This window comes from Fusibacter bizertensis (assembly GCF_029914245.1).
Taxonomy (GTDB): Bacteria; Bacillota; Clostridia; order Peptostreptococcales; family Acidaminobacteraceae; genus Fusibacter_C; species Fusibacter_C bizertensis.
In genome coordinates this window covers 82,251-107,746 of sequence record NZ_JARYZI010000013.1, presented here as the reverse complement: position 1 = coordinate 107,746, position 25,496 = coordinate 82,251, and the positions used below count along the sequence as shown (strand labels likewise).

The following is a 25,496-nucleotide window of genomic DNA, read 5'->3' as shown; positions in this document are numbered from 1 at the left end:
TTTGTCATGCTCACTTTTCAAGAATAAATCTAAATAAAATTCTAGTCTTATTTACTTGACTTCATATAGTTAGTCTAATAGAGCCTTGTAAATGTTTCATAGTGATCTTTGGTATAATAGATGAGTCCATCGTTTGAAAAGACGATGCGGTATGCGTTGCGATAGCCACCTTCGTAGTTCACATCACATTCATAGTACTTGCGTCCAGTGGCCTCTGCCAGCTTGTCTTCATAGTTACCAAAGTAATCGCCACCGATGACCATGCCCTTAGCGACATCCCATAGGTTACCTTTATCAGCGACCCAGCCCATTTCCTTGGCCTGATTTTTAGTGATATAATTGGGGGGAAGATGTCCAAATGTGTAAAGGTATAGTGCCACGTCATTTGCTGTATAGTAGTAAGAAGATTCATCTATAGTGGTTTCGTCGACAGCTTGGGTTGTCGCCTCAGTTGGTGCCTTAGTTGGTGCCTCAGTTTGCACCTCTGTCATAACTTGAGTTACAGTTTCGGTGAATCCTTCGCTTGCCGATTCAATTATAGCTTTAGATGTAGTATCAATTTCAGTTTCAAGTGTTGTAACATTAAGATTTGCATAAATATCATTTGAGTTTGTCAACTCACCAATGATTTTTATACCAAAGATCATGATCACTACAAGTAAGATCACAACTGGCAACATGCCATTATATCGTGTACTGCGTTTGTTCATATGTATCCTCCTGATTGACCTTAAAAAATTTTAAGCGTTAATTCGATTTCTTTTTTAGAAATTTGGTAAAATTTAGTTTCAAAATTGCATATTTCATTATATCATAAGATTATGACGTACGAATATAGGAGGCTTAATATGAGTGGTTATGTCGTGTATTTTACCCGTAGTGGTAATTCAAAACGCATCGCTGAGTCAATTGCTAAGAACACAGGATATGAACTTGTAACTTTATCAGATAACATGGACTGGAACGGACTATTGGGGTATCTTAAGGCTGGTTATTATACGATGAAGGACAAACAAATTGCAATTCGAACTTCCGTTGAAGTTCCTGCTGATTCAAAGGTCGTTGTTGTTACACCTCTTTGGGCTGGTGGTGCCGCACAAGCCGCAAGACAGTTCCTTGCCACTAGACCTGTTAACAAAACATGCCTTATATTGTCTTCAAATGCCAGTGTCGCTGCAAAACTTCCAAATAGAGAAAATTATTTATTTGTTGGCGATATTGTAAAAAAACTAGGTAATGAAGAACAAATTGTTAGCGCTATCAGCAAACGATTAGTTGATTGATTTTAGCTTTAATATAGTTAAGGAAGGTAATTAAGTTGAATATCCAAATATTTGGCAAAAAAAAATGTTTTGACACACAAAAGGCTGAACGTTATTTTAAGGAAAGACGGGTTAAGTTTCAAGCGATTGACTTAGTCAGTAAAGGAATGAGTAAAGGCGAACTTGAAAGTGTCGCTCGAGCTGTTGGACTTAAAAACCTCATTGATGTAAAGAGTCCTTTATATCAGACTAAGAATCTAGATCGCATCAGCACCCCAAGTATCATCCAAGAGATATTACTTGAGAATCCTAAATTGATCAAGACACCTGTGGTGAGAAATGGACAAAAAGCAACGGTTGGTTATGTTCCAGAAATATGGAGTACATGGGAATAAGTTTTCCCATCCTCCTTTAAGATGAGATAACGAGGTGTGTACTATGAAACTCGAAAATTTGTTTGACGAGAACATCATCAAGATTGATCAATACATATTGACCCATCTCAACTCCGCAGATGTGCCAAGTATATATGAAATCTATAAAGATCCAAGATGTACTGAGTTTCAAGCACTGAAATCGATGCATGACATTTCAGATGCAAGTCACTATCTCGATAACACCAGACTGCATATATCAAAGCGTTATTTTATGAAATGGGCGATAAGAGAAATAAGTTCTCATGAACTTATAGGGCTTTTTTCTGTGCATCATTTGGACTTAATCAATCACACTTGTCAATTTGGCTATATTCTAAATCCTCGTTATTGGCATATGGGAATCATGAGTAAAGTTTTATCTCATATGACAAGCGCCCTGCTAGACGAGCATGCTTTTCACCGAATCGAACTCAACATACATCCAGATAACAGTGCGTCTATCCATGTTGCTACGCGCTGTGGTTATGAACGAGAAGGGTTAAAAAAACAATGTGCTTTTAATCCCACTTCCCATACTTATGAAGATCGTTATCTGTATAGTAAGCTGCGTTAACCATATTAGATTTTCATTAAACACATTTAAACTGGAGGCCTCATGCATAACAATAGCGTCAAATGTAATCATTGCTCAAAAGAAATAACTTCAAAAGAAGATTTGGTCATTAGCAAATGGTATAGTTTTATCTTCAAAAAATACCACAAAGAATGTTATACACAGGTTGTCAGTGAACATCAAAATAAAGTCTCAAAACCTTTGGACTTAAAATCAAATATCATCTCACTTGCAATACTTAATGTGATCATATTAGCTTTTGTAATACTTACTGTGGGTACCACTAAACTTACTTTTGTAGGTTTACTTTTACTTGCCATTATCGGCCTTGATATCCCTTACTTCTTGATCTGGCTAAAAGTACTGCGTCCGCTTACTAAGTAAATCACATAAATTTTTCAGAAGTTTTTAGATGCTTTTAATACTTGTTTAATATCTAGACATTAAAATGGTGTTATATTTTAAGCAGAATATCAAAGCTATTCTGAAACTCCCCTTACGAAACCCTCAGTTAGATGAAAGGAGCGCTTTTATGGACGATCAACCTAAAGAACCAATTGAAATGAGTGAACCCGTTGAGATGGTAGAGAAATCTGAAATAACTGAACCTTCCACTCTTCAACCAAAGAAAAAAGGCACTAAGGCGGTAGATAACGACTATTTCGCTTTATGTCTGTGTTTCGGTGTAACATTTGGTATTATTTTTAAAAACTTAGCAATAGGAATAGCACTTGGAGTCGCAATAGGTTTAGGACTAAACAATTCAAATTCTAAAAAAAATAAAAGTTAGTTTTTCTATTTAGAAAGTAGGGAAAATGTACAAAAATCCTCAAAATACTGAAAAAGATATCCTTTTGGAATCTGAGAGACTTATTCTCAGAAGATTTACTGAAAGGGATTGGATGGATCTTTATGAGTATCTATCACTAGAAAATGTCGTTAAATACGAGCCTTATGACGTTCAAACTGAAAATGAATGTAAACTAATTGCTCAAAATCGTGCAACGAATAATGATTTTTGGGCTGTATGTCTTAAAGAATCCGGAAAAGTTATTGGAAATATATATTTTAGCAGACAAGAACCTTTAGATTTTCTCACTTGGGAAGTAGGTTACGTATTTAATCCTAACTATGGAAAACAGGGCTATGCCACCGAAGCCACTCAATTGATTATCAACTACGGTTTTCAAACACTTGGTGCGCATCGAATTATGGCAAGGTGTAATCCTCAAAACATCCCATCTTGGAAATTAATGGAGCGTGTAAATATGACGCGTGAGGGGCACTTTAGAAAGCCCGCATTTTTTACATCTGATGACTGTGGTAATCCTATATGGCATGATGCCTACCAATATGCAATTATCGAAGATGATTTTAGTAATCAAAAATAAATCCATACTCAAAAAAAGTACAGCTGAACTTAACTTTAAGTCATCTGTACTTTTTTTGAGTATATCGATATTAACATACAATAATGATATTACACAGTTTGGTTATTTTGCATAGTTTGAGTATATTGCATAGTTTGGTTTGGTATGGTTTAATTGAATAGTCTAGTTATAACCTATCGCCTCGTATCGTTAAATTACTTATTATGTTTGCTTTTGTACATCTCATACACCGCCTTTAGTGTAGTTGGTTTTGAACCATAATATCCTTGGTATGATTCACATTTTAAGGTCTTGATCAATTCCAATTGTTCCAAGGTTTCTACACCTTCCACAACCATGCTCATACCAATTTCTCCTCCCATGCTAATTATTGCTTTGATGATTTTTCCATCGTCGCGTTCAGGATAGTCCATAATAAACATGCGATCAATTTTAAGCTCATCGGCTAACAACTGCTTTAGATATCCGAGTGAAGAATAACCTGTGCCAAAATCATCAATCGATACTTCTATGTTTTCTTCATGAAGTAAATGAATGATTTCATTTGCTATTTCTAAGTTTTCAACCAACGTGGTTTCAGTGATTTCTAGGCAAAAGGATATCCCCTCTATCCTACTGGTATTGATCATATAAACTAAGTCATTGATTACTTTTCTATTGATGAACTCTTTACTTGTTAAATTGATGGACACTCTTGATGGCATCTTTTCCCAATCAAACTTCATCAGATCATCAATTACGAGTGCCGCAACGGTTTGACCCAATTGATAAATTTGATCCGTCTCTTCCATTATAGGTATAAATTTAAGTGGTGAAACATTGCCCAATGTTGCATTTTGCCATCTTACAAGTGCTTCAACACCCATAATTTCATTTGTTTTAACGTCAAACTGCGGCTGATACACAATATAAAATTCTTGATTTGAGAGTGCGCCTTTTAATTCATTCCTAAGTGTATTCTCATATTTAATAAACTCATAATATTTTTCATCATAAACCAAATAAGAAGATTTTTTATACTTTGTAAGTGCCTCAAGTGCGATCAAAGAATTCTGAATTATATCGGTTCCACTATCAGTTTTCAAACTTGATATAGCTACCCCAGTTTGATATTTGCACTCTAAGTTAGAGTAACCTAGTCTAATCTGAAGTTTCTTTAGCATAGCATCTATGTCCATCATAGCTCTCTCGACGATGATATCCTCTGGTTTTATGAACGCCTCTCCTGGCGCAATTTCTAGATTAGAAACCACAGGACTAACGAGTATTAAAAGGTCAGTCCTTGGCACTGCTATGAGATTATAGCCCATATCGATCTGCATTTCTTGCTGTCCAGCAGTGATGAATTTTCCATGAACTGATTGACTAGATTCTAAAAGCTTACGGCTATCTCCCATCAATTGTACGGTTATTGCCATATATTCTTCATACTCTTTTTCCATCTCATCAATATATCGCCCTATTTTCTGAATATCATCTTGATAGATTAAGCTCGATTGGTATTCAAGTTTCTCTAAGGATTTATTTAGCGGATTTACTTCGACAGGTGTGGAATATATGCCTATATAATAGATCAAAATATCTTTAGAATCTCTTATTTCCTTTATGGTGAGGTTTTTAAGTATCCAGTTCCCCGCTTTCGTTTTATTCCATATGTTATCACTCCAAACTTCATCAGCGTCATTGGCAATTTCAGATTTATGAATATTGCCCTCAAAAAAATCAGTTATTTTTCTGTTAAGTAATTCATTGAGTTTATAGCCATATATATCTTGAAATACAACATTGCAATACACGACTTCATAGGATTGGTTAACCACTAAGATACCATCATGTGTATTATTTGAAATATATGCTGAAGTCAAGATGAGAATCTGTTGATTTTTCTTCTGTCTAAGCAATCGACTTATTGTAAAGCCAATGAAAAAGACAATTATACTACTACCTATCTGAACCATAACTCGATTGGCATAATAAGGATGATTATTAGCAATCAACATCTTTAAATCAAAGAAACTCACAAAGTACCATGAAAATGATTTTCCCTCAAACACATATTTGCCTTCATCTATTTCATCTATCTTTTTATAGTAAAAATGATAACCATTATTTCGAAATTTGCCTTCATCTTTATCTTTGCTATTGATCTGAACTTTTTCAAATATATCTCTCATTTGGTCAGATTGATTTGACTTTACGGTGACTACGATTTCATCTAGGTCTGTCATATCAGAATGGTTTAAAGACCAATAATTGTTAAGATCAAGGATGCCAATTTCAAGATTTTCTACATCCAAGTTCTCATATTTATTAATAACAGAAAAGAATTCCTCACCATCAAAATTTAAGATTAGGATTCCTTTCACTTGATTTGAGGAATCTATAAGTTTCGCAGCAAACCTAATCGTTGGCTCATATGGTTCAACGATTACTCCGTTTTCAATGTTTAAGTCAAAGTCTGATACATAAACTTGTGTTTCATCAATCACTATTGCATGTTGAAAATAATACCTATCAAATTTATTTTGTAGATCTGATTTGGGAACTCTTTTAATTAGTTCTTTCGCTTTATTCACTCGTACTATTTCTTCGCCAGTTTCATCTAGTATTCGAATCTGCGTTAGACCATTTTTGTTGCTTGCATATCTGATAAACATGTCCTCTACTTCATCTATTATAGGCACCGCATCAGGTTCGCGGAGATAGCTCGTCATCTCACTTGAATTTCTGAGTATATTTAACTCCTCATATATATCTACAAATTTATCTGAAATGAATAAATCAGTTATATCCACTGCTGTATGTTGATTTTCTTGATAATTGCCAACCAGTGCATTCATTTGATTTGAAAACACGATTGAAAACCCAATATTATAAATAATGACACAAATAATCGCTATAGCTACTGCATATGTATTGGTTTTCTTTGGTAGTTTGTCAGGCTCAAAGAAATTTTGCATTAAATTCTCCTTCCTAAATATAATTATTTCCTTTTCATATATTCAAAAATTACATATCTTAACTTATAGAATAAGTCTTTATTACCCAAAATAGTTCTAATATAATCTCGTTCAAAAAACTAATTGATTATTTCGCTGTTTATACATCAAAAGACTCTACCTTAAAAAATGAGTTGGCTTAAAACCTACTACATCTATAAGATAGAGCCCTTTTTTATAAGTTGATTAATCATCTACATCCGTTTGATTCGATTTTACGATCATTCTATGAATATTCTCTAATTGAGTTGGTTTTGAACCATAATACCCCTGATAATAATCACATTTTAATTCTTTAATGAGATCAAGTTGTTCAGCAGTTTCAACGCCTTCAACAACGATATTCATCTCAATTTCTGCCCCCATACTAATAATTGCTTTTATAATTTTACCGTTATCTTCATGTGGGTAATCCATTATAAACATGCGATCAATTTTTAATTCATCTGTTACTAATTGTTTAAGGTAGCCCAACGATGAGTAGCCCGTCCCAAAATCATCAATTGAAATCTCTATATTTTCTTTGTGTAGTAACGCAATGATTTCATTTGCTTGCTCTAAATTGTCAACAATTGTAGTTTCTGTTATTTCGAAACAAAACTTAACTCCATTTATCTTATTTTTATTGATAATCTCAATTAAGTCTTTAATTACGTTCTTATTTGTAAATTCTTTGCTTGATAAATTGATTGATACTCTTGTTGGTGTATCTTTCCAGTCAAAAGTCTTCAAATTAGCTATTACTAAGTCAAAAACTCTTTTCCCAAGACTAAATATATCGCCCGTCTCCTCTAAAATTGGAATGAATTTATCAGGCGGTACATTTCCCAAAGTTTTATTTTCCCATCTTACAAGCGCTTCAAATCCAATTATTTTATTTGTTCTCACATTATATTGTGGCTGGTAAACCGTGTAAAACTCATTATTATCAAATGCTGATCTTAATTCACTCTTTAATGTATTTTCATATTTAATGAAGTTATAATGTGTCTCATCATAAATCAAATATGAAGTTTTCTTATATTTATTCAGTGCTTCTAAAGCAATCAACGAATTCTTGATTAAGTCTGAACCACTTTCAACTTTCAAGTCAGAAATTGAAACGCCAACTTGATACTTAAATTCAATCGTTGAGTATCCAAGATTTATTTGAATTTTATTTAGAAGGCGGTTAATATGTTGTATAGTTTTTTCTACGAGTATTTCATCTTTATCATGATATTTCTCATTGCCAAGATAGTTATCTTCATCTCGTGATAATACATCATAATTTAATGGAAGTACAAATATAAATAATTCAGTTTTAGGTAAAGCTATCAATGTATATTCAGGGTCCAACATGACATCTAATCGACCTTCACCAAAGAATTTTCCATGAATTGATTGACTAGATTCAAGTAATTTCTGACCTTCACCTCTCAATTGAACTGTTAGTGCCATCATCTTTTCACTTGATTTATCCATTTGATCAATTACATTACCGATCTTTAAAATATCTTCTTGGTCCATCTTACTCGAATAATAATTATAATCTTCGCTTAAATTTGTCATTTTATTTGTCTCAAGAGGTGCTGAGTAAATCCCAATATAATAGATCAATTTGCCTTTCGCATCTCTGATTTCTTTTATCGTCAAGTTTTTAAGTAACCAATTGCCTGATTTTGTTTTATTCCATATATTTTCCTTCCATTGTCTCCCGTTTTCATTTGAATACTTCTGTTTGTTGATTTTACCTTCAAAAATATTAATTACCTTTGTATTTTTTATTTCTTCTAGCTTATAGCCATAAATATCTTCAAAAACTCTGTTACAATATACTATTTCATATAATGAATTTAGCACTAAGATGCCATCATTTGTATTTTCAGTGATATAGGCTGAAGTCAATATCGTTATGTCTTGATTTTTTTTCTGACGTAATAAATAGGTAATAATATAAATCGAAAAAAACACTATAATGCTACTAGAAATTTCAATTAAGTACCTATTATTTAACAATATGTGCTTAGCATCAATTATCTTGTTAATGTCAAAATAACTAATAAAATACCACGCAAACTCTTTTCCCTCAAATACAAATTTACTTTCCTCAATTTCATCTATTTTTTTGAAATAATAGTTTAGTCCTTCATTATCAAAGTATCCAAAGGAAGTTGCTTTTTTGTTCTTTTGAAATTTTTCAAAAATAGTTCTCATCTGATCAGACTCATTAGATTGTACCGTTAAAAGAATTTCTTCTAAGTCCACATTTGCTCGATTCAAAGACCAGTAATTGTTAAGATCTAAGATTCCTATTTCTAGATTGCCAAAATCTAATTTTTCAAATTTCTTTATGACTGAAAAAAAGTCTTCACCATCAAAATTTAAAACAAGCATCCCCACCAACTGATTGTTTTCATCAACAAGCTTTGCAACAAATCGAATAGTGGGCTCATAAGGCTCAACAATTTTTCCGTTTTCAACATTTAAATCTATATCAGAAATGTATATCTGATTTTTGTCGATATCTAAAGAATGTTGAAAATAATATCTATCACTTTTATCTTGTAATTCACTTTGTTTGACAATTGATATTTCATTATCTTTTTTGTTGACTCTTATGATTTCATGACCTTCTGTATTGAGCATTCTTATCTGGGTTAAACCGTTTTTGTTCTTTATGAACCTGGTAAACATTTTTTCCACTTCATTTTTCTTCACTGTATCTAATGGAGCGTTAACATAGTCATACATCTCGTTAGAATTTCTTACAATATTTAGCTCATCATATGCTATATCAAATTTTTCTGAAATAAATAAATCAGTTATATCAACTGCTGACTTTTGATTATATTCATTGATTTTAATTAGATTTTCTTTTTGCACATAAAAAATAATTGAAAAAATGATATTGTATAAAATGATACTAATCAAAGCAATTTTAAGGGCGTATGTATGTGTTTTTTTATTTAATTTTTCAGGCTCTATATAATTATGCATTTAATCACCTTTCATTAGTTAATTGTAATTACGACAAGTATTTATTTCTTATTATATCCCAAACTTGTCTATCCTAAAATTGATTTTCATATTTTCCTATTTACATATTTTTCTATTTTCATATTTTTCGTTTATAAATTATTTGTAGTCATTTTAAATTATATAAATTTCTTTGAGGTATATTCATTCTTCTCATCCTCGCCCTATACCGTTACGCACCTTTGGCTCAAATAAAAAGCTCAGTGACTACATGTTCTGTAGTACTGAGCTTTTAGTTTATTTATGAGACTATGCTATCCATGATAAATTAATTGTCAATCTTGGCATGTTCTTTCTTGGCTTACTCTATCTTTGTGCTTCAAATTGTCTTAAGAGTTTTACAAAAAGTTCAGGAATCTTTGCCATGTTCTCAGGTGTTTCAACGAAAGAGATTCTAAATTGAGTGCTTCCTGGGTTTTTATCGCCTGCCTTAATATCGTAGAAACCTTTCATTGGCGCAACTAAAAGTGTCGTCTCTATTCCATCGATATTTACAGCGCCTTCCTCGGCACAGTAAAGTACGAAATCAATTGCATCAAAACCAGGTTTTACAACATTTCTAACATCTATTACTGTATATATAGATGCATCTGGACTCGATACGATTAGGCCAGGTTCTTGCGTTTTAAGTCCATTATAAACCATCATAATCTGTTCTTTATAGTATTCTCTGATGTTTGTACACCAACCCATGATTTGCTCAGGCGTTTCATGTGCAAGTGCGCCAAAGATATATTGACCTATAACATTTGCACAAAGATTTGCAGTATACTCAGCGATTGATCTGTTGTTAAATTCAGGACTATCAGTGATCACAGCGCCAATTCTAAGGCCACATGCATTCCAAACTTTAGAAGCTGTTTCTATGCTGATGCGTCTACCTTCGATTCCCTCTACGTCTGCGTCTGTTATGCCCCAAATACTTACAAGGTCTTTTCCTGCTTCATAATAAAGTTCTCTATAGGCTTCGTCGCTGATCATCCACATGTTATATTTTACGCAAAGTTTAGCGAGTTTAACTAATGTTTCGTGATCATAAAGTTGACCTGTTGGATTATCATACGGGATGACGAGAAGTGCACCCGGTTTATTTTCAATGATTGTTTTTTCAATAAGATCCATTTCTGGGAGTGTAAATTTACCATTCTCTTCTAAGTGGCGTTTAACAGTTACTGTTTTACGGCCGACTCTCTCTGCAAAAGAGATATAGTTTGTATAAGCGGGGTCTATCATCATCAATGGTTTTTCATCTGTTCCCGCAGGACCACATACACCTATTAATAAAAGCTCCATTCCTGAAGAACCACCATCGGTAACTTGGACATGTAATTTACTTGTATCGAAACCTTCACATTTAAGAATATTCTTAAACGCATCTTGACATTCAGGTGTACCAGCAGTGCCTGAATATCTAACAACACCCTTTGAAAATGGGCTTTCTGGTGCACTAAGTTCGAACATTCTTTTCATCATTGCAGGATTGGTTGGAAGTGATACATTTCCGATACCTACGTTGATAACAGCTTGTGGTTTAACTTTACGTTCATCATATTTCATCTGAGCCAATCTAACATCAGATGGCTTTCTAGATTCAAAGTGTGCCGAGAGAATTGGTTTACTCATAATACATCTCCTCTTAAAATAGATTTATCCTTTACCCACTGTCATTATAATATATTATCGAACTTATTTACACTAAAATTTGATAACTACTGTCTATTTTAGGATAAAAGGTGTCAGGTCATAGTTATCCTTTTGGATAACTATGACCTGACACCTTTTATCCCTTTTTATCTACGGTTGATCACTTTAGCAATTTCACCAAAAAGAACAGGTAAAATACTAAACCCGATAACTGTTAACAGTTGAATTGGTGTCAATGCTATTGTACTAAATATACCTTGTAGTGAAGGGACATAGACGACAATCATTAAAAGTGCAATCGCCACCACAACTGATAGGTTGAGGTATTTATTGGAGAAAATGTTGAAATGCCAAACAAACTGATTTTCTCGTCTTGCTGAATAAGCTCTTAACATCTCTCCAAATATGAGGGTTGCAAACGCAAATGTTCTTGCTGTTACGATTTCGTTGTGTCCATCTGCCATCATATAGCCAAGTCGATAAGATGTAAGTACTGCTACCGCAAGGCCAATACTTTGAAAGATTATGGCGATTGCCATCTTTTTATCGACGATTGGTTCATCTCGTTCTCTAGGTGGCACATCCATAATCGTCTTTTCACCTTTTTCCATACCTAAGGAAAAGGCTGGCAGTGAGTCTGTTATAAGGTTCACCCATAAAAGTTGTATCGGAACAAGCGGTACGCCCCAGTTGGCAACCATGGCGATAAAGATAATGAGGATTTCACCTACGTTGCACGAGAGCAAGAACCCAACGAATTTTCTGATATTACTGTAAATAATCCGTCCTTCTTCCACTGCGCTGACGATGCTTGCAAAGTTATCATCCGTCAAAATCATATCTGCAGCTTCTTTACTGACGTCTGTTCCTGTGATCCCCATCGCGACACCGATATCTGCATTTTTAAGTGCTGGTGCATCGTTGACGCCATCACCTGTCATAGCGACGACTTCACCACCCGCTTTAAGTGCTTTTACGATTTTTACTTTATGCTCTGGTGAAACTCTTGCAAATACACGCTTATGTTTTAGAATTTCCAAAAGTTCAGTTTCTTCAATCCCGTTAACTGCTGCGCCTTCTATGGCTTCATCATCTTGAGTGATAATCCCCATACGTTTCGCAATTGCTGTGGCAGTTGTGATATGATCGCCAGTGATCATCACTACTTTGATGCCAGCTTTCTTACAGATCTTGATCGCTTTGATGGCTTCTTCTCTAGGCGGATCAATCATACCCGACATCCCTATAAATGTCATCTCCTCTTCAGCATCTACTGCACGTTCACCTGAGTCCATCGTTTTCTTAGCATAGCCAATCACTCTAAGTGCATTTTGTGCATAGGTTTTGTTTTGCTTTAATATCACTTCTTTAAGTGCGTCAGTAAGCGGTTTGATCTCCCCATCTATCATCACGGTATCACATCTCGAGATCAGTTCATCTGTTGCACCTTTGGTTAACAATGTTTTTACACCGTCAAACTCATGGACGGTTGACATAAGCTTCCTATCAGAGTCAAATGGAAACTCATCTATACGAGGATACTCTTTTCGAAGTGATTTGTAGTCTATGCCAGATTTTTGCGCCAATACCACCAAGGCACCTTCTGTTGGATCACCTATGCAGTTTTCATCCTCTATCTCAGCATCGTTACAAAGTGCCGCTGCTCTAAAGAGCCATGTCGCTTCTTTGGGCAAACTATTGTCAGGTGTATTTTGTGTATTTTGTGTATTTTGTGTATTTTGTGTATTTTCTATTTTATCGTTTTGACTTGTTTTATCTGATCTAATTTCTCCTTCAAAGCTGTATCCAGTTCCTGTTACTTCATATAAATCTTTATTGATAAAGATACTTTGAACGGTCATTTTGTTTTGTGTGAGCGTACCTGTTTTGTCTGAACAAATGGTTGTAGTAGAGCCTAACGTCTCAACTGCACTTAACCGTTTCATAATAGCGTTGCGCTTTACCATACGCTGCATGCCGAGTGCAAGTACTGTTGTAACAACTGCTGGTAATCCTTCTGGTATCGCTGCAACGGCGAGTGAAACTGCTGTTAAGAAGATTTCCAGCATATCTTCACCTCTAACAAATCCCAAGATGATGATGATCAAACTTACTGCCAAACAGATGATCCCTAGCATCTTACCAAACTGCGTCAGTTTCTTCTGAAGAGGTGTCATCTCGTCTTCTGCTTCGTTTAACATTTGAGCGATTTTTCCGATTTCAGTATCCATCCCCGTGTTAACGATAACACCTTTGGCACGTCCATAGGTGACGATGGTTCCTGAGAAAGCTGAATTTGCTCTGTCGCCGATCCCGGTGTTCGCTTCTAATGTCACTGTTGCGTCTTTTTCTGATGCAACAGATTCACCTGTCAGTGCAGATTCATCTATTTTAAGGTTTGTACTCTCTAGTAGTCTAATATCTGCGGGGACAAAGTCACCCGTCTCAAGGTGTACGATATCTCCTGGGACAAGGCTTGGCGAATCCACCTCAGAAAGGGTTCCATCTCTTGAGACTTTCGTTTTTGGCGATGCCATCTTTTTAAGGGCTTCTAGTGCGTTGCTCGCTTTGTTTTCTTGGTAAGTGCCCAGACCTGCGTTAAGTGCAACGATACCAATGATGACGATTCCATCTACCCATTCTTTAAGGACCATAGACAGTACTGCTGCAACGATTAAGATAATCACAGTAAAATCCTTAAATTGATCAAAGAGCATATTGAAGATTGTTCTCTGTTTTTTCGCTTCCAGCTCATTTTTGCCATAGGTGTTTCGATTGGCTTCCACTTGGCTATTGGTTAATCCGCTTTCAAAATCGGTTTTAAATTCACTTTTCAGTTGCTCCAGTTGTTCACTATGTACATTTCGCAAATTGTTTCTCCTTCCACTAAAAGGTGTCTGGTCATAGTTTGCCTAGTTTGCCAAAACGACTTACTTGCCGACGCTCTTTTTTTCTTAATAATCATCTCGAATTTCTGCTTTGATCTTGTTTTGTGACTACACTATATCTATTATATCAGTTATAATTATATCTGAAAGATTAGGAGGCTATTTTGTATAATTTATTCACTATTTGGGGTGTTTTTCAGACTTTTATCCCATCAAAATCCATAGATTTTATATTTTCATTTGTTTTGATTATACTAATCAGCTTTGCAGGGTATAAATTTCTTGAAATTTTAAAGTTCCCAGCAAGTAAAATTGTAGGACCCATCTTGGCCATTGCCCTTGTTCAACTCACTGGTATCACGTTTGAGATCCCATCGATTTTTAAAACAGTGTTTTCAATCGTTTTCGGGATTTTTCTTGGGTTAAGATTTGACAAAAAAGCTGTCAAGCAGCTGCGAAAGCTTGCTATCCCTACAATCGTTATCTCTTTGGTCTATATCTTTATCACTCTTGGCTATGGTGAACTTTTGATGCGCATCAGTGACATGGACCAAAACACATCTTTCCTGTCAGTGATCCCTGGAGGCGTTGCAGAGTCAGGTGTTTTAGCGGTTTCATATGGTGCTGACCTTGCGCAAGTATCAGCCTTCCAACTACTGCGCTATCTCTCTATTGTGATGATTATCCCTCTTCTCACAAAAACAATAATCATAAAAGTGGTTAACTCAAAATCAAATACGAGCACAAAATCAGATATGACACTCAATAACCAAAAATTTTCAGAGGATTTTACACCTCTTAACACAATGCGTTACGCATATTACTGGCTTTTCATTGTAGGTATCTTTGGTGCGATGTTGTTTAAATGGCTTCGCTTTCCAGCGGCACTCCTTTTAGGCGCAGCATTTGGCGTTGCCATACTGCAGTTATCGGTCAAATCAAGTTTTAAGAAACCACCACAGGCCATCTATGGATATTCACAAATTGGCATGGGCGCTGTTATTGGCACGAGTTTTACCCTCGAAAGCATGCGCATGATCCTCTCTTTGTGGTTTCCGATGCTTGTGATGACCACACTGATCTTGACTACCAGCATTATCCTTGGATTTGTCTTCTCAAAACTTTTTAAATTAGATTATCTTACTGGACTTATGAGTGTTCTCCCTGGCGGGCTCTCCACCATGATCGTATTAGCAGAAGACTTCGATGTAAATATAGTAACCATCAGCACATTGCAGCTTGCCAGATTACTAACCGCCGTGATGGTCATCCCAATACTCTACACCATCATACTTGGCTAAAAGGTGTCAGGTCATTGTTTGCTTTTTACTAATTTTTTCCAAATTGTTAATATGTCATTGAAAGGTGTGATATTATGATTTCATTACGAATATTAATGCTTGATATTGAAAGTGAATTGCAGGCGTTCATTACAAGTGAGTTAAAAATTATTGACTCTTTTAGTCTACTTGACATTACACTTTTAACTGACACGTTAGATCAATATTCGATTCACCAGCAATTTGAATTTGATCTAATTATCTTTGATAATAATACATCTACATTTCTCAAAAATTACTTTTCATCAGTAAAAAGTAGTTATTTAAATACAAAAAGAATTATCCAAGTTAATGAAGATGCTTCCTACACTGAGGTTAGGAACTCTTTTTTTGAGGGTGCTTATGATTATTGGATTAAGCCTTACAACTATGAATTAATTAAGAGTACACTGACTAAAGTCGTTAGTGAAGTTTACTTTAAAATAAGTGTGACAAATGCAAAACGCAATATTCAAAATGCAATTACTGGAAAGTCTGCTTTACTTAATCATGATCTTAAAGTATTCTTTCATGAAAATATCCCGCCCTCAATAAGTCAAAGTCATCAGTCTCTCAACTTATATGTTGCTCTACTAGATCTATTAAGCGATATTTCATTTAATCCTATGCCACTTGAGAAGTCTACTATCGCAGATATCTGCTCCACTTGGATCTCTAAGCATGATCATCAATTCCTTGCTTTTCAAGAGTGTATCAAAAAAATCACTTCGATTTATCAAGAAATATTTATTCCAAATGTTCAAACTATTATAGTGAGAAAAGCGATTTTCGAAGTATTATCTCCTTCTACTCATATCAAGACAGTCAGTTATGTTGCTAAAAAACTTTATATCAACCAAAGTCATCTTAGTATGACTTTTAAACGCCAAACCAACATTTCACTCTCTGAATATATCAAGAAAATAAAAATCTACGGTGCAATGTTGATGCTACTTGATCAAAACTACAGCATCGATGATATCTTAAATATACTCGGCTATAAAGATGAACAACATTTCTCTAGAATTTTCAAAACATACACTGGTACCTTACCTATTTCATACCGTCAACTTAACCATCGCCTTCTTAAACAAAAATCTACTCAAAAAGGCATCCCACTAGATTAGCATCTACTAATATAGTGATGATTTTCATCAAAATACCAATATAATTCTCTAACTCCCACTATTCTTCTGTTATAAACTCAGTACAGATTAATTAAACTGGAGGTCTAGATGAATTTAGGAAAAAAGATTGGAATTGCAATTATTACTTTGGTACTTATCACTTCTTTGGGATTAGGCTATTATTCATTAAAAGTTAGCTCTAAAGAGTTAACTAATATCATATACGATAATATGCTTAGTTATGGTGCAGAAACTGCAAATCAAACGGGATTTACATTAGATCAAGAACTAAAGATTCTTGAAGAGATTGCGCTTCGTGATCGTGTGAAAAGCACCTCTTTACAAACACAATTAAGTGCAATTAAAAACGATGTTGATCGTCTGGATTATCTCGATTTGGCAATTATTAGCTCCAACGGCGATGCTTATTTTTCTAAAGCAGGCAGTTCACGTAATTTAAGTAATGTCCAAGTAGTAAATGATGCACTTTCTGGCAAATCCTCTTTTTCAGAGATTTATATGGGCGAAACGGATGTACCTCTGATTATGAATGCTGTTCCTATTTTAAATGGCACTCAAGTTGTAGGTGCTATTTTAGGTGTAAAGGAAGCCTCTTATCTTCAAGATGTCATTTCAAGGTTTAAAATTGGGGAAAATGGCTATGCTTTTTTATTAGGCCCTACAGGTGTCATCTATTCACACCCCGATATGAACTTAGTACTCTTTCAAACCAATGTACTTGAAAATCTAGATAGCGATTCGGCAACTTCTGCTTTTGGTAAAAAGTTCAAAGAACTTGGTTTCGGAGTTTCAGGTATTATTGATTATGAATATGATGGTATAAAACGTATTACTGCAGTGACACCTATTCAAGGCACAGACTGGACCATGGCAATAAGCTCAAATAAAACCGAGATGTTAAGTGGATTAACGGCATTACAAGCCAAACTATTTTGGATGGCGCTCTTTTTCTTAGCACTTGGAATTGCCATGTCATTTATAATCGCACGTTCAATTAAGAAGCCTTTAAGCGAACTGAAAATTCATGCTGAGGAAATCTCAAGACTAGATCTATCAAATACCATCAATCCAAAACTAATAAACCGTAAAGACGAAATTGGAATACTAGCAAAAGCTTTCCATGAAGTGCTGGGTGCACTGAACAATATAATCTCTAAAATCGAAAATTCTGCTGATCAAGTTTCAAGTTCGGCAAATCATCTCAATGAAACGGTTCAGTCTACTACATCTGCATCTATCGAAATTGCTAAAACTATAGAGGAAATTGCGCAAGGTGCAAGCGTTCAAGCATGTGAAACTGAGCATGGCGTTACGATGCTTAGTGAACTCGGTTTAATTATCAATCAATCTGGGAATGCTGTTGAGCTTCTTGGTGATGAAGCAAAAAATGTCAATGAATTGAAATCTCACGGTTTTGAACTGATGAACTCACTGACAGAGAAAAATGATAAAGTTAAATCTGCGAGTCAATTGATCTATACACGTGTAAATGAAACCAATCATTTTACAGAGAAAATTCACCAAGCGAGTGAAATGATCAAAACCATCGCCGATCAGACAAATCTTTTAGCCTTAAATGCCGCAATTGAAGCTGCAAGAGCTGGCGAAAGCGGTCGTGGTTTTTCGGTGGTGGCAGATGAAATTCGAAAACTTGCCGAGCAATCTACTCTATTTGCCGGTGAAATTTCAAGTGTAATTGGTAATCTAGCAATTAAGACGAAAGAAAGTATAGCTGCTATGGCTGATGTGAGTGAAGCCCTAACTGAACAAACTACTAGTATAGACATGACTCAAAGTAAATTTAATGGCATCGCAACTTCTATTGAAGAAATTCAGCAGTTGATCCACCAAATAACTGAACTTTCTGGAGCGATTGACCATAACAAAAATAGCTTGGTAGAAACGTTCGAACAATTTTCTGCTATTTCAGAAGAAAATGCTGCAAGTACACAAGAAGCTTCTGCTTCTATCGAAGAACAAACTGCTTCTATGGAAGAACTCTCTGAATCAAGTAACACACTTAACAGCTTATCTATAACACTTAAAGCATTAGTAAATATCTTCACAAGATAAAATTTGAACGCGTACCATGTGGACATAATGTTATAATAAAAATGATACTTTTTATACTATAGTTGCCTAATCACTAACGAAAGTCTCATTAATAGGCAACTAAGGATAACTAAAAGGATAACTATGACCTGACACCTTTTATCCATTTTATCCTAAGGAGGTTCACATGAACGCAATTCAAATTGAGCTACTGAGTGAAAGAAATAATCGCATCATAAAGGCTGTTATCCAGAAAGCGGAAACAGTTTGCCCTGGTTCTGTTGCACTTATAGGCATCTACGGGTCCTTCTTAACTGGTGATATCCATGATAAATCAGACCTTGATCTTTTTATCGTTATAAACGATGATGATGGCTGGAAAGTTGCTACTTGCTTTATTTTAGATGATGTTGGCCACGATATTTATTGTAACTCTTGGGACTATCTTGAAAAATCAACGCAGGATATATCGCCCCACCTATCACGTATCTTAGATAGTAAAATTGTGTATACAGCAGACGAAGCAAGTCTACACAGGCTGGAAAAGATAAAAGCTCAAATTCTCGATAGACTTGAATTACCTCTTTGTCTTGAAGAATTAAATCAGGCTAAAAAACATCTTGACCAAGCCACTACTGCCTTTGGAAGACTAATGCTCGTTGAGACACTTAGTGAAGCAAGACAGGACCAAGCTAAATTAATTGAGGCAGTTGAAACCACAATATGTCTGCTCAATAAAACTTATTTTAAGAAAAGCATCAAACGTATTAGAGAAGAACTTAGTGAGATGCAAAGAATGCCTGCTGACTTTATGCACGGTTATGATCAAACTGTATGTGCAAATTCACTGGATGCGCTTAAAACTTCGTCACGTAATTTAATCCGTTCACTTCATCAGTATGTCGAGGAAATAACTCAAGACCTCAGTCCCAATAAAGCCAAACCAACTGTTGATGCTTTACGGTTTTCGTATGAAGAGATATTTTCAAACTGGCGTCACAAAATGACACTTGCAATGAAAACTAACAATATACATCTTGCTCTCATGACACTTAATAGTTGCCAATCTTTTTATGATGATATGTATAGTCAGTTTGATATGCCACACTTCGATGTGATTTCTCACTTTGATGCTGATGATCTGACTAAAAGTGAAAAGCACTTTATTAAGGTACTGGCTGACTACTTAAAAGAATATGAGAAAGTAGGACTTTCTCCAGTGAGTTTTACAACACTAGAAGCATTTGAAAACGAATATCTTAAAAACTCATAAAACTAAAAAAAATCTGGTCAATGCCACTTAAATTAGAGGCAATGATCAGATTTTTAACTTTTATATTTCGACGTTTTTACGCCCTTTCCCAGTTACTTACTTATTACTTTCCAAGTTATTTACTTATTACTTTCCGGTTACTCTCCTGTTTCTTTCCATTCAAGTGTTTCAATTGCTATGTCTTGAACGACTTCAGAATCAGAATTGTAGTTGACACTGTATGACCCTATTGTAATTTCAACATTTGCTGTTAATTTGGTTTCTAACTGCTTATATTGTGCATCCGTAAGCTGTTCTAAAATCGAATTATCAAATTGGGCATAACTTGGACGGTCATAATCATTTGGTAGTCCATGAATCATGATCCGAATAGGAGCTGATAATAGTGCGACATCACTTTTAAATATAAATGATGCGCTTGCTTCATCCCAAATAATCTGTCCTTGCAGTTTTGCCTCACCACTTAATGTGAAGCCAACCTTGTTCTCACTATTATAATATGCGTCCTCTATTATGAATTGTTCCAGCATCTGACCGTTTTTAAGACTATCTAATAGATAGACTTCACCGGTTTTGCTAGCCGTTTCACTGGAAGGCTTTGCAATTTTTTCATCCAATAACTCAACTTGATATTTTCCCGTTTTAGTGTCCAATTTATATAATTCTGTCTTCTCATATTCGATGCTTTGCGTATCATCATTTATTTCAGAATAATGGTATTCAAACATCAACCAGCGGTCATCTGCATTGCCTATTTCATAGGATAAATCGTCAATTTCGCCAAGATAGGTCATGGTGATTCCGTCTGGATTTGATTCAGTAGGTGGAACACCTAGCTTTCCCTCTAAAGTCAACATGACACCTGTGTCTACAATCTTACCATTTAATACATAGTAGAGGGAAATCGAGCTGACCTGAAGGCCAGTTCCACCACCAGTATAGGCGTGCACAATGAAATTTCTTTCTTTCATAAAGGTCTGACCATATGCAAACACTGGCACAAAATCACTAGAGACTATTGTCACTTGGTCACCAATTAAAGTAAATAATACCACTTCTTCAAATGTTGATGATGGCGTCTCTGAATAACATAGGACATCTTCTTGTCCATCTTCGTTGAAATCATCGTACTGATAAATGATATGTTCCTTGACTCTTTCGGGAATTTGAAGCGATCCTAGATTGGCTTTGCTTTTATATACGTCATAAAAATGTTCAAATATCAAGTCTTCATCATGTAGTATATTATTAGTGTCCACTTCTTCTGTGGTTTCATTGGCTGATTTTGATGTTGTTACTTCGATTTTGTTAGTTGTTGTATCTTCAATTTTTTCAGTTGTTTCAGTTTCATGATCGCCTGAGTTACATCCTGTCATTAATAGAATTGCACAGAGTATTATAAACGCCAGCATTTTTTTCATATGATGTTCCCCTCCATGGTCATTTTATTTTTTTATTATATCATTATTTTCCATAAAGTGGGGAATGTTCTGCAAATTCAAATAAGTCGCCTAGATGATACTTTAAAAGTCTGCGTTAATTTAAAAACTTGTATTAATATAAAATCTAGTGTATAATAAATCTTGTAGTTGTTTAGTTTTAAATTTTTATTTTATGTTCGTTTTTTAAAATTCACGTCATATTAGAGATTATAAGCACAGCAATATATAATCTGTAATATTATGTGAATTTTTTTTGTTTCATAAATTACAGAAACAATAAAAAGGAGGTACCTCATATGAATGGTACAGTAAAATGGTTTAACGCGGATAAAGGTTTTGGTTTTATCACAACAGAAGAAGGCAAAGATGTTTTTGCACATTTTTCACAGATTAATGCAGATGGATACAAGTCGTTGGATGAAGGCGATCAAGTAAGTTTCAATGTTGAACAAGGTGCTCGTGGTGAACAAGCAGAGAATATAGTGAAGTTATAAATAACTAATATATATATAGTTCGCAAAACAAAACATCCAAGATGATGTTTTGTTTTTTTTATTAAAGGGGGGAATTTTTATAGAGATTTTTATTAATTTAACGGTTATACTTTTTCTGAATATTTTAGGCTCATGCCTAAAAAACTTAAAAACAGTTTTTCTATCACAAAATGCAATTAAACCGGTCTATATTACTACATTTATAGATTCAGTAGTGTTTTTTTATGCGTTTAAGCTCACAACAACTTCATCAGGGGTTGCTTTTGTTACTGTTTTTGCTATAGGAAAATTGGTGGGTGTATTTTTAGGAAATATTATCGAGAAGAAGCTTGCTTTCGGACTTCTTGAAGTTGATGTATATAAGCATAAGGATCAAGGAAAACTATTGGCAGATGCTCTACGTGAACAAGGCTATTCCGTAACAACAACAGTTGGGTATGGTGTTAATGGGCTTGAAAGATTAATGTTAAAAATAATATTACCACGAAATTGCTTTTCTGATTTACATGAAGTTTTGAAAAATGACGGCAATGTAAATATGACCATAAAGACTATATCCAGTGTCTATGGCAAAGTTGGAACAGTATACTAGTTTAGTTGAATTCTAGATCAGTTCTTTTTGAACTGTCTTATTAAAAATAAAATTACACAGAAATGAAGGTATCAGCCTAAGATTATATAATGGTCTTAGACTGATACCTTTTTTTGTAGTATTCATCACTAAATTACATGTACATCTTGTTCATCTACTGCTTCATCATCCACATATTCGAGCAAGTCGCCTGGTTGGCATTTTAAAAACTTGCAGATTTCATTTAGCGTTGAAAAGCGAATCGCCTTTACTTTACCTGTTTTTATATTGGATAGGTTGACGTTTGAGATACCTATCGCATTGCTAAGCCCATTTAAAGAAACTTTGCGATCTGCCATCACTCGGTCAAGCCTTAGTATAATTGCCATAAAAACTCCTTTTATAATAATGTGTCCATTTCAGTTTGTAGATATGTGCCATACTGTAAAATTTCTGATACCACATAGATGATAAAACCCATTAGTATGAGATAAAAGTTAATGTTAAAACGAAGTATAAGACTTCCTGTTATAACAGTATTTAAAACAGTACTCCAAAGCGCATTATTGAAAATCCCTATCAGTATCAATACAAACCCTAAAAAACTCAGTTTTCTGTAGATTTCCTTTGTGAAGGGTGTACTACTTTTGGCAATTTCTCTGAACAAACTATACGTTAACCATAATACAAGTAAAGTTGGAAGTCTAAAAATAGTACTAATTACTACTATTCTTGAAAAAAGTGCACCTTCTGAATACTTATAAGTAGTTTTCGGTATAAGTATATCACGCGACAAGTGTATATAAGGTAGTGCATCCGCTCTAATTGTGGTTGAAAGCGCAGATTCTGGTGATGTGCCATCATATGAAATATTATATGTATATCCTTCTGTTAAGCCAAATACTTGCATAACCGGAAAGATAAACCCATATGCAGTTTGAAGCGATATTCCTATAAAAATTAGTAAGAATATGATTTTCAGCGTTTTTGCTTTTTTTGTAAATAATTGTTCTTCACTCATAAAGCACCTCTCATTTTTTGTCTTATTCGCTCATTATCAACTTAGGTAAAAAGCATAGTATGCGAATTTTCCGCTACTTTATCACCAAACTTTATAGCTTAATCTATTTGGTTTAAAAACAGTGTAATATTAACAATCATGAAAGTCAATGATTTTTAATGATAATCGTTAAATTTATAGTTTTATTCATTAATTATATAAAGGTATTCGTTAATTTTTAAAAGATGGATTGAATTGTGAAACGCTCGTTTGTATGTCGAGATTCCCATTTTGAAATATACTGTTTCTGTTGCTCTATACCTATTTTCAAGAATTGTTTATCTTTTACGTGTTATATAATCTATAAACCCTTGTTTGATGCGCTCGCCTTCATATATTCGTTCAATTATTCTGCGCTCTTTAACAACAAATTCCATGTCATCAAAATACTGCTCTGCTTCATCATAAGTAAAATATGAATGTATAACAGGTTTATCATCCATTTGCTCATATTGGTGATTACCTAGATTAGGTCCTTCTCCACATCTAAAATCATCTATCGACAGGAAATTAAGAAATAGTAACCCGTTTGGCTTTAGAACTCGTTTCATCTCATTTATCGCTTGAGCAATTTGAACTTTTTTCATATGGAACACAGAATTATAAGAATACACAAAATCAAAGCTATCATCATCGAATTTAAGCTCTGTCATATCGCCCTTTACAATGCCAAGCACTAGATCATTTTCCGAAGAGAAAATCTCAGCTTTCTCGATTTGCTTTTCATCAAATTCTATCCCAGTGGTTATAAAAACTCCCTATTAGTTAAAACAACTTCATTTATTGAATGATAATAAGTATTGAAATGATGGCCATTTATTTCGAAAAATTTTAGTTCAAATTGGAACGCAAGCTCCTGATCACAAATAGAATCACCTATGTACACTGAACTTGGTAAATCAATATTTGGGTACTTTTTAAGTGCTATATCAATTAATCCTGTTTTGGGTTTTTTACAGTTACATCTATCTGCATCCGTATGCGGACAATAAAAAGTATCTAAGATTTCTATATTATTTGATTTCAACAACTTTAGTAAATTATGTTGAAAATCATGATACTGCGTTATCGTGATGATTCCCTCGTTTATAATATATTGATTTGTCACGATGATAATTTCGTACCCTAACTCCCGAAGTAATAACAAACCTTCAATTGAACCTTCTAAAATCTCAGGTACTGTTCGGTCTTTCCAATCTTTATCTGGATAATCTTTATTTATCGTACCATCTCGATCTAAAAAAGCAATTTTCATATCATACTTCCTTTAACTTCACCTGCTATTTCACCCCAACAAATATAGTTTAACATCAATTCTCTAAATCTAGAATTAATAAAATTCATCCTCTATCTATTTATAGCTTATTAGTTATTAGTTTTTAGTTATTAGTTTTTTGTATAAAGGAATTTAGTTTTCTTTGTCGAATATAATTTATAGTCCTCGGGCTTCATACGGCTGTCGGCTTGGGCTTTGATCATGAAAGGAGTTCTCTAAAATTATGAATCAATCTATTGCACATATGGCACTCGTGGTTAAAGATTATGATGAAGCCATTGCATTTTATACTGAAAAGCTTCATTTTACTTTAGTCGAAGATACTTATCAACCTGAACAAGATAAAAGGTGGGTTGTGGTTGCACCACCTAGTAAAACAGAAAACGCAAACACAAAAGCTAATAAAACTGCATTATTACTTGCTAGAGCTTCTTCTCCTGAGCAAGAAGCATTTATTGGCAATCAAGCTGGAGGACGGGTTTTTATGTTCCTTTCTACGGATGATTTTTGGAGAGATTATAAAGAAATGCTATTAAAGGATATCCATTTCATACGCGAACCTAAGGTGACTGATTATGGTACTGTTGCTGTCTTTGAAGACTTATACGGCAACCTTTGGGATCTTGTAGAGTTTGTGAAAGGGCACCCATTCTCACTTATATAACATTG

23 protein-coding genes are annotated in these 25,496 nt (G+C 34.5%); 13 read left to right on the top strand and 10 right to left on the bottom strand.

Annotated elements, in window-relative coordinates:
* Nucleotides 1–74: 74 nt before the first annotated feature.
* Nucleotides 75–710 (bottom strand): ribonuclease domain-containing protein, encoded by a 636-nt coding sequence (locus tag QE109_RS15655; RefSeq protein WP_281095493.1) that lies wholly within the window; start codon nt 708–710, stop codon nt 75–77.
* Nucleotides 711–848: 138 nt separating this feature from the next.
* Here QE109_RS15655 and QE109_RS15650 point away from each other — a divergent pair, with 138 nt between their 5' ends.
* The 6 genes from QE109_RS15650 (at nt 849) to QE109_RS15625 (ending at nt 3,643) form a co-directional block, all read left to right on the top strand.
* Entirely contained in the window at nt 849–1,283 is a 435-nt protein-coding gene (locus QE109_RS15650; protein WP_281095492.1) for a hypothetical protein, read from the top strand.
* Nucleotides 1,284–1,318: 35 nt separating this feature from the next.
* Entirely contained in the window at nt 1,319–1,657 is a 339-nt protein-coding gene (locus QE109_RS15645) for an arsenate reductase family protein (RefSeq protein ID WP_281095491.1), read from the top strand.
* A gap of 43 nt (nt 1,658–1,700) precedes the next feature.
* Nucleotides 1,701–2,252, top strand: coding sequence for a GNAT family N-acetyltransferase (locus QE109_RS15640; RefSeq protein WP_281095490.1), 552 nt, complete (start codon nt 1,701–1,703; stop codon nt 2,250–2,252).
* A gap of 42 nt (nt 2,253–2,294) precedes the next feature.
* Nucleotides 2,295–2,636: a hypothetical protein gene (locus QE109_RS15635; RefSeq protein WP_281095489.1), complete on the top strand. Its 342-nt coding sequence runs from the start codon at nt 2,295–2,297 to the stop codon at nt 2,634–2,636.
* Between the two features lie 148 nt (nt 2,637–2,784).
* Complete coding sequence (locus tag QE109_RS15630; RefSeq protein ID WP_281095488.1) at nt 2,785–3,042, top strand: hypothetical protein; 258 nt, start codon at nt 2,785–2,787, stop codon at nt 3,040–3,042.
* 25 nt (nt 3,043–3,067) lie between these two features.
* Nucleotides 3,068–3,643, top strand: coding sequence for a GNAT family N-acetyltransferase (locus QE109_RS15625; RefSeq protein WP_281095487.1), 576 nt, complete (start codon nt 3,068–3,070; stop codon nt 3,641–3,643).
* Nucleotides 3,644–3,837: 194 nt separating this feature from the next.
* Here the strand turns inward: QE109_RS15625 and QE109_RS15620 are convergent, their stop codons facing one another.
* The 4 genes from QE109_RS15620 to QE109_RS15605 form a co-directional block, all read right to left on the bottom strand.
* Nucleotides 3,838–6,603 (bottom strand): EAL domain-containing protein, encoded by a 2,766-nt coding sequence (locus QE109_RS15620; RefSeq protein ID WP_281095486.1) that lies wholly within the window; start codon nt 6,601–6,603, stop codon nt 3,838–3,840.
* Between the two features lie 225 nt (nt 6,604–6,828).
* Nucleotides 6,829–9,621: an EAL domain-containing protein gene (locus QE109_RS15615; RefSeq protein WP_281095485.1), complete on the bottom strand. Its 2,793-nt coding sequence runs from the start codon at nt 9,619–9,621 to the stop codon at nt 6,829–6,831.
* Nucleotides 9,622–9,966: 345 nt separating this feature from the next.
* Nucleotides 9,967–11,283, bottom strand: a complete 1,317-nt coding sequence (locus QE109_RS15610) for a pyridoxal phosphate-dependent aminotransferase (protein ID WP_281095484.1) — start codon at nt 11,281–11,283, stop codon at nt 9,967–9,969.
* A 167-nt stretch (nt 11,284–11,450) separates the two neighbouring features.
* Nucleotides 11,451–14,174 (bottom strand): cation-translocating P-type ATPase, encoded by a 2,724-nt coding sequence (locus QE109_RS15605; RefSeq protein WP_281095483.1) that lies wholly within the window; start codon nt 14,172–14,174, stop codon nt 11,451–11,453.
* 182 nt (nt 14,175–14,356) lie between these two features.
* On the opposite strand from QE109_RS15605, the gene QE109_RS15600 reads away from it, so the two are divergent.
* From QE109_RS15600 to QE109_RS15585, 4 genes are all read left to right on the top strand, one after another.
* Nucleotides 14,357–15,493 carry an AbrB family transcriptional regulator gene (locus QE109_RS15600; RefSeq protein WP_281095482.1) on the top strand — a complete coding sequence of 379 codons (1,137 nt, stop codon included), beginning with the start codon at nt 14,357–14,359 and terminating at the stop codon, nt 15,491–15,493.
* Nucleotides 15,494–15,567: 74 nt separating this feature from the next.
* Nucleotides 15,568–16,638, top strand: a complete 1,071-nt coding sequence (locus QE109_RS15595; protein ID WP_281095481.1) for a helix-turn-helix domain-containing protein — start codon at nt 15,568–15,570, stop codon at nt 16,636–16,638.
* 108 nt (nt 16,639–16,746) lie between these two features.
* Entirely contained in the window at nt 16,747–18,732 is a 1,986-nt protein-coding gene (locus QE109_RS15590) for a methyl-accepting chemotaxis protein (protein ID WP_281095480.1), read from the top strand.
* A 166-nt stretch (nt 18,733–18,898) separates the two neighbouring features.
* Nucleotides 18,899–19,984: a nucleotidyltransferase domain-containing protein gene (locus QE109_RS15585; protein WP_281095479.1), complete on the top strand. Its 1,086-nt coding sequence runs from the start codon at nt 18,899–18,901 to the stop codon at nt 19,982–19,984.
* A 137-nt stretch (nt 19,985–20,121) separates the two neighbouring features.
* Here the strand turns inward: QE109_RS15585 and QE109_RS15580 are convergent, their stop codons facing one another.
* On the bottom strand, nt 20,122–21,405 hold the full coding sequence (locus QE109_RS15580) for a hypothetical protein (RefSeq protein ID WP_281095478.1): 1,284 nt from the start codon (nt 21,403–21,405) through the stop codon (nt 20,122–20,124).
* A gap of 317 nt (nt 21,406–21,722) precedes the next feature.
* On the opposite strand from QE109_RS15580, the gene QE109_RS15575 reads away from it, so the two are divergent.
* Both QE109_RS15575 and QE109_RS15570 read left to right on the top strand, forming a co-directional pair.
* Nucleotides 21,723–21,920, top strand: a complete 198-nt coding sequence (locus QE109_RS15575) for a cold-shock protein (protein WP_281095477.1) — start codon at nt 21,723–21,725, stop codon at nt 21,918–21,920.
* Nucleotides 21,921–21,969: 49 nt separating this feature from the next.
* Nucleotides 21,970–22,512, top strand: coding sequence for a hypothetical protein (locus tag QE109_RS15570; RefSeq protein ID WP_281095476.1), 543 nt, complete (start codon nt 21,970–21,972; stop codon nt 22,510–22,512).
* 128 nt (nt 22,513–22,640) lie between these two features.
* Here the strand turns inward: QE109_RS15570 and QE109_RS15565 are convergent, their stop codons facing one another.
* From QE109_RS15565 to QE109_RS15550, 4 genes are all read right to left on the bottom strand, one after another.
* Complete coding sequence (locus QE109_RS15565; RefSeq protein ID WP_281095475.1) at nt 22,641–22,880, bottom strand: helix-turn-helix domain-containing protein; 240 nt, start codon at nt 22,878–22,880, stop codon at nt 22,641–22,643.
* Between the two features lie 11 nt (nt 22,881–22,891).
* Nucleotides 22,892–23,512, bottom strand: coding sequence for a DUF2975 domain-containing protein (locus tag QE109_RS15560; RefSeq protein ID WP_281095474.1), 621 nt, complete (start codon nt 23,510–23,512; stop codon nt 22,892–22,894).
* Between the two features lie 317 nt (nt 23,513–23,829).
* Complete coding sequence (locus QE109_RS15555; protein ID WP_281095494.1) at nt 23,830–24,288, bottom strand: class I SAM-dependent methyltransferase; 459 nt, start codon at nt 24,286–24,288, stop codon at nt 23,830–23,832.
* Nucleotides 24,289–24,296: 8 nt separating this feature from the next.
* Entirely contained in the window at nt 24,297–24,806 is a 510-nt protein-coding gene (locus QE109_RS15550) for an HAD-IIIA family hydrolase (protein ID WP_281095473.1), read from the bottom strand.
* A 244-nt stretch (nt 24,807–25,050) separates the two neighbouring features.
* Here QE109_RS15550 and QE109_RS15545 point away from each other — a divergent pair, with 244 nt between their 5' ends.
* Complete coding sequence (locus tag QE109_RS15545) at nt 25,051–25,491, top strand: VOC family protein (protein ID WP_281095472.1); 441 nt, start codon at nt 25,051–25,053, stop codon at nt 25,489–25,491.
* The last annotated feature ends 5 nt before the right edge of the window (nt 25,492–25,496 follow it).

Excerpts from the sequence above, each read along its gene's own strand:
- QE109_RS15585 (WP_281095479.1), top strand. The coding sequence starts at position 18,899 with ATGAACGCAATTCAAATTGAGCTACTGAGTGAAAGAAATAATCGCATC.
- QE109_RS15625 (WP_281095487.1), top strand. The coding sequence starts at position 3,068 with ATGTACAAAAATCCTCAAAATACTGAAAAAGATATCCTTTTGGAATCT.
- QE109_RS15615 (WP_281095485.1), bottom strand. The coding sequence starts at position 9,621 with ATGCATAATTATATAGAGCCTGAAAAATTAAATAAAAAAACACATACA.
- QE109_RS15650 (WP_281095492.1), top strand. The coding sequence starts at position 849 with ATGAGTGGTTATGTCGTGTATTTTACCCGTAGTGGTAATTCAAAACGC.
- QE109_RS15630 (WP_281095488.1), top strand. The coding sequence starts at position 2,785 with ATGGACGATCAACCTAAAGAACCAATTGAAATGAGTGAACCCGTTGAG.
- QE109_RS15560 (WP_281095474.1), bottom strand. The coding sequence starts at position 23,512 with ATGAGTGAAGAACAATTATTTACAAAAAAAGCAAAAACGCTGAAAATC.
- QE109_RS15580 (WP_281095478.1), bottom strand. The coding sequence starts at position 21,405 with ATGAAAAAAATGCTGGCGTTTATAATACTCTGTGCAATTCTATTAATG.
- QE109_RS15575 (WP_281095477.1), top strand. The coding sequence starts at position 21,723 with ATGAATGGTACAGTAAAATGGTTTAACGCGGATAAAGGTTTTGGTTTT.
- QE109_RS15620 (WP_281095486.1), bottom strand. The coding sequence starts at position 6,603 with ATGCAAAATTTCTTTGAGCCTGACAAACTACCAAAGAAAACCAATACA.
- QE109_RS15550 (WP_281095473.1), bottom strand. The coding sequence starts at position 24,806 with ATGAAAATTGCTTTTTTAGATCGAGATGGTACGATAAATAAAGATTAT.
- QE109_RS15610 (WP_281095484.1), bottom strand. The coding sequence starts at position 11,283 with ATGAGTAAACCAATTCTCTCGGCACACTTTGAATCTAGAAAGCCATCT.
- QE109_RS15565 (WP_281095475.1), bottom strand. The coding sequence starts at position 22,880 with ATGGCAATTATACTAAGGCTTGACCGAGTGATGGCAGATCGCAAAGTT.
- QE109_RS15640 (WP_281095490.1), top strand. The coding sequence starts at position 1,701 with ATGAAACTCGAAAATTTGTTTGACGAGAACATCATCAAGATTGATCAA.
- QE109_RS15595 (WP_281095481.1), top strand. The coding sequence starts at position 15,568 with ATGATTTCATTACGAATATTAATGCTTGATATTGAAAGTGAATTGCAG.
- QE109_RS15635 (WP_281095489.1), top strand. The coding sequence starts at position 2,295 with ATGCATAACAATAGCGTCAAATGTAATCATTGCTCAAAAGAAATAACT.
- QE109_RS15655 (WP_281095493.1), bottom strand. The coding sequence starts at position 710 with ATGAACAAACGCAGTACACGATATAATGGCATGTTGCCAGTTGTGATC.
- QE109_RS15590 (WP_281095480.1), top strand. The coding sequence starts at position 16,747 with ATGAATTTAGGAAAAAAGATTGGAATTGCAATTATTACTTTGGTACTT.
- QE109_RS15545 (WP_281095472.1), top strand. The coding sequence starts at position 25,051 with ATGAATCAATCTATTGCACATATGGCACTCGTGGTTAAAGATTATGAT.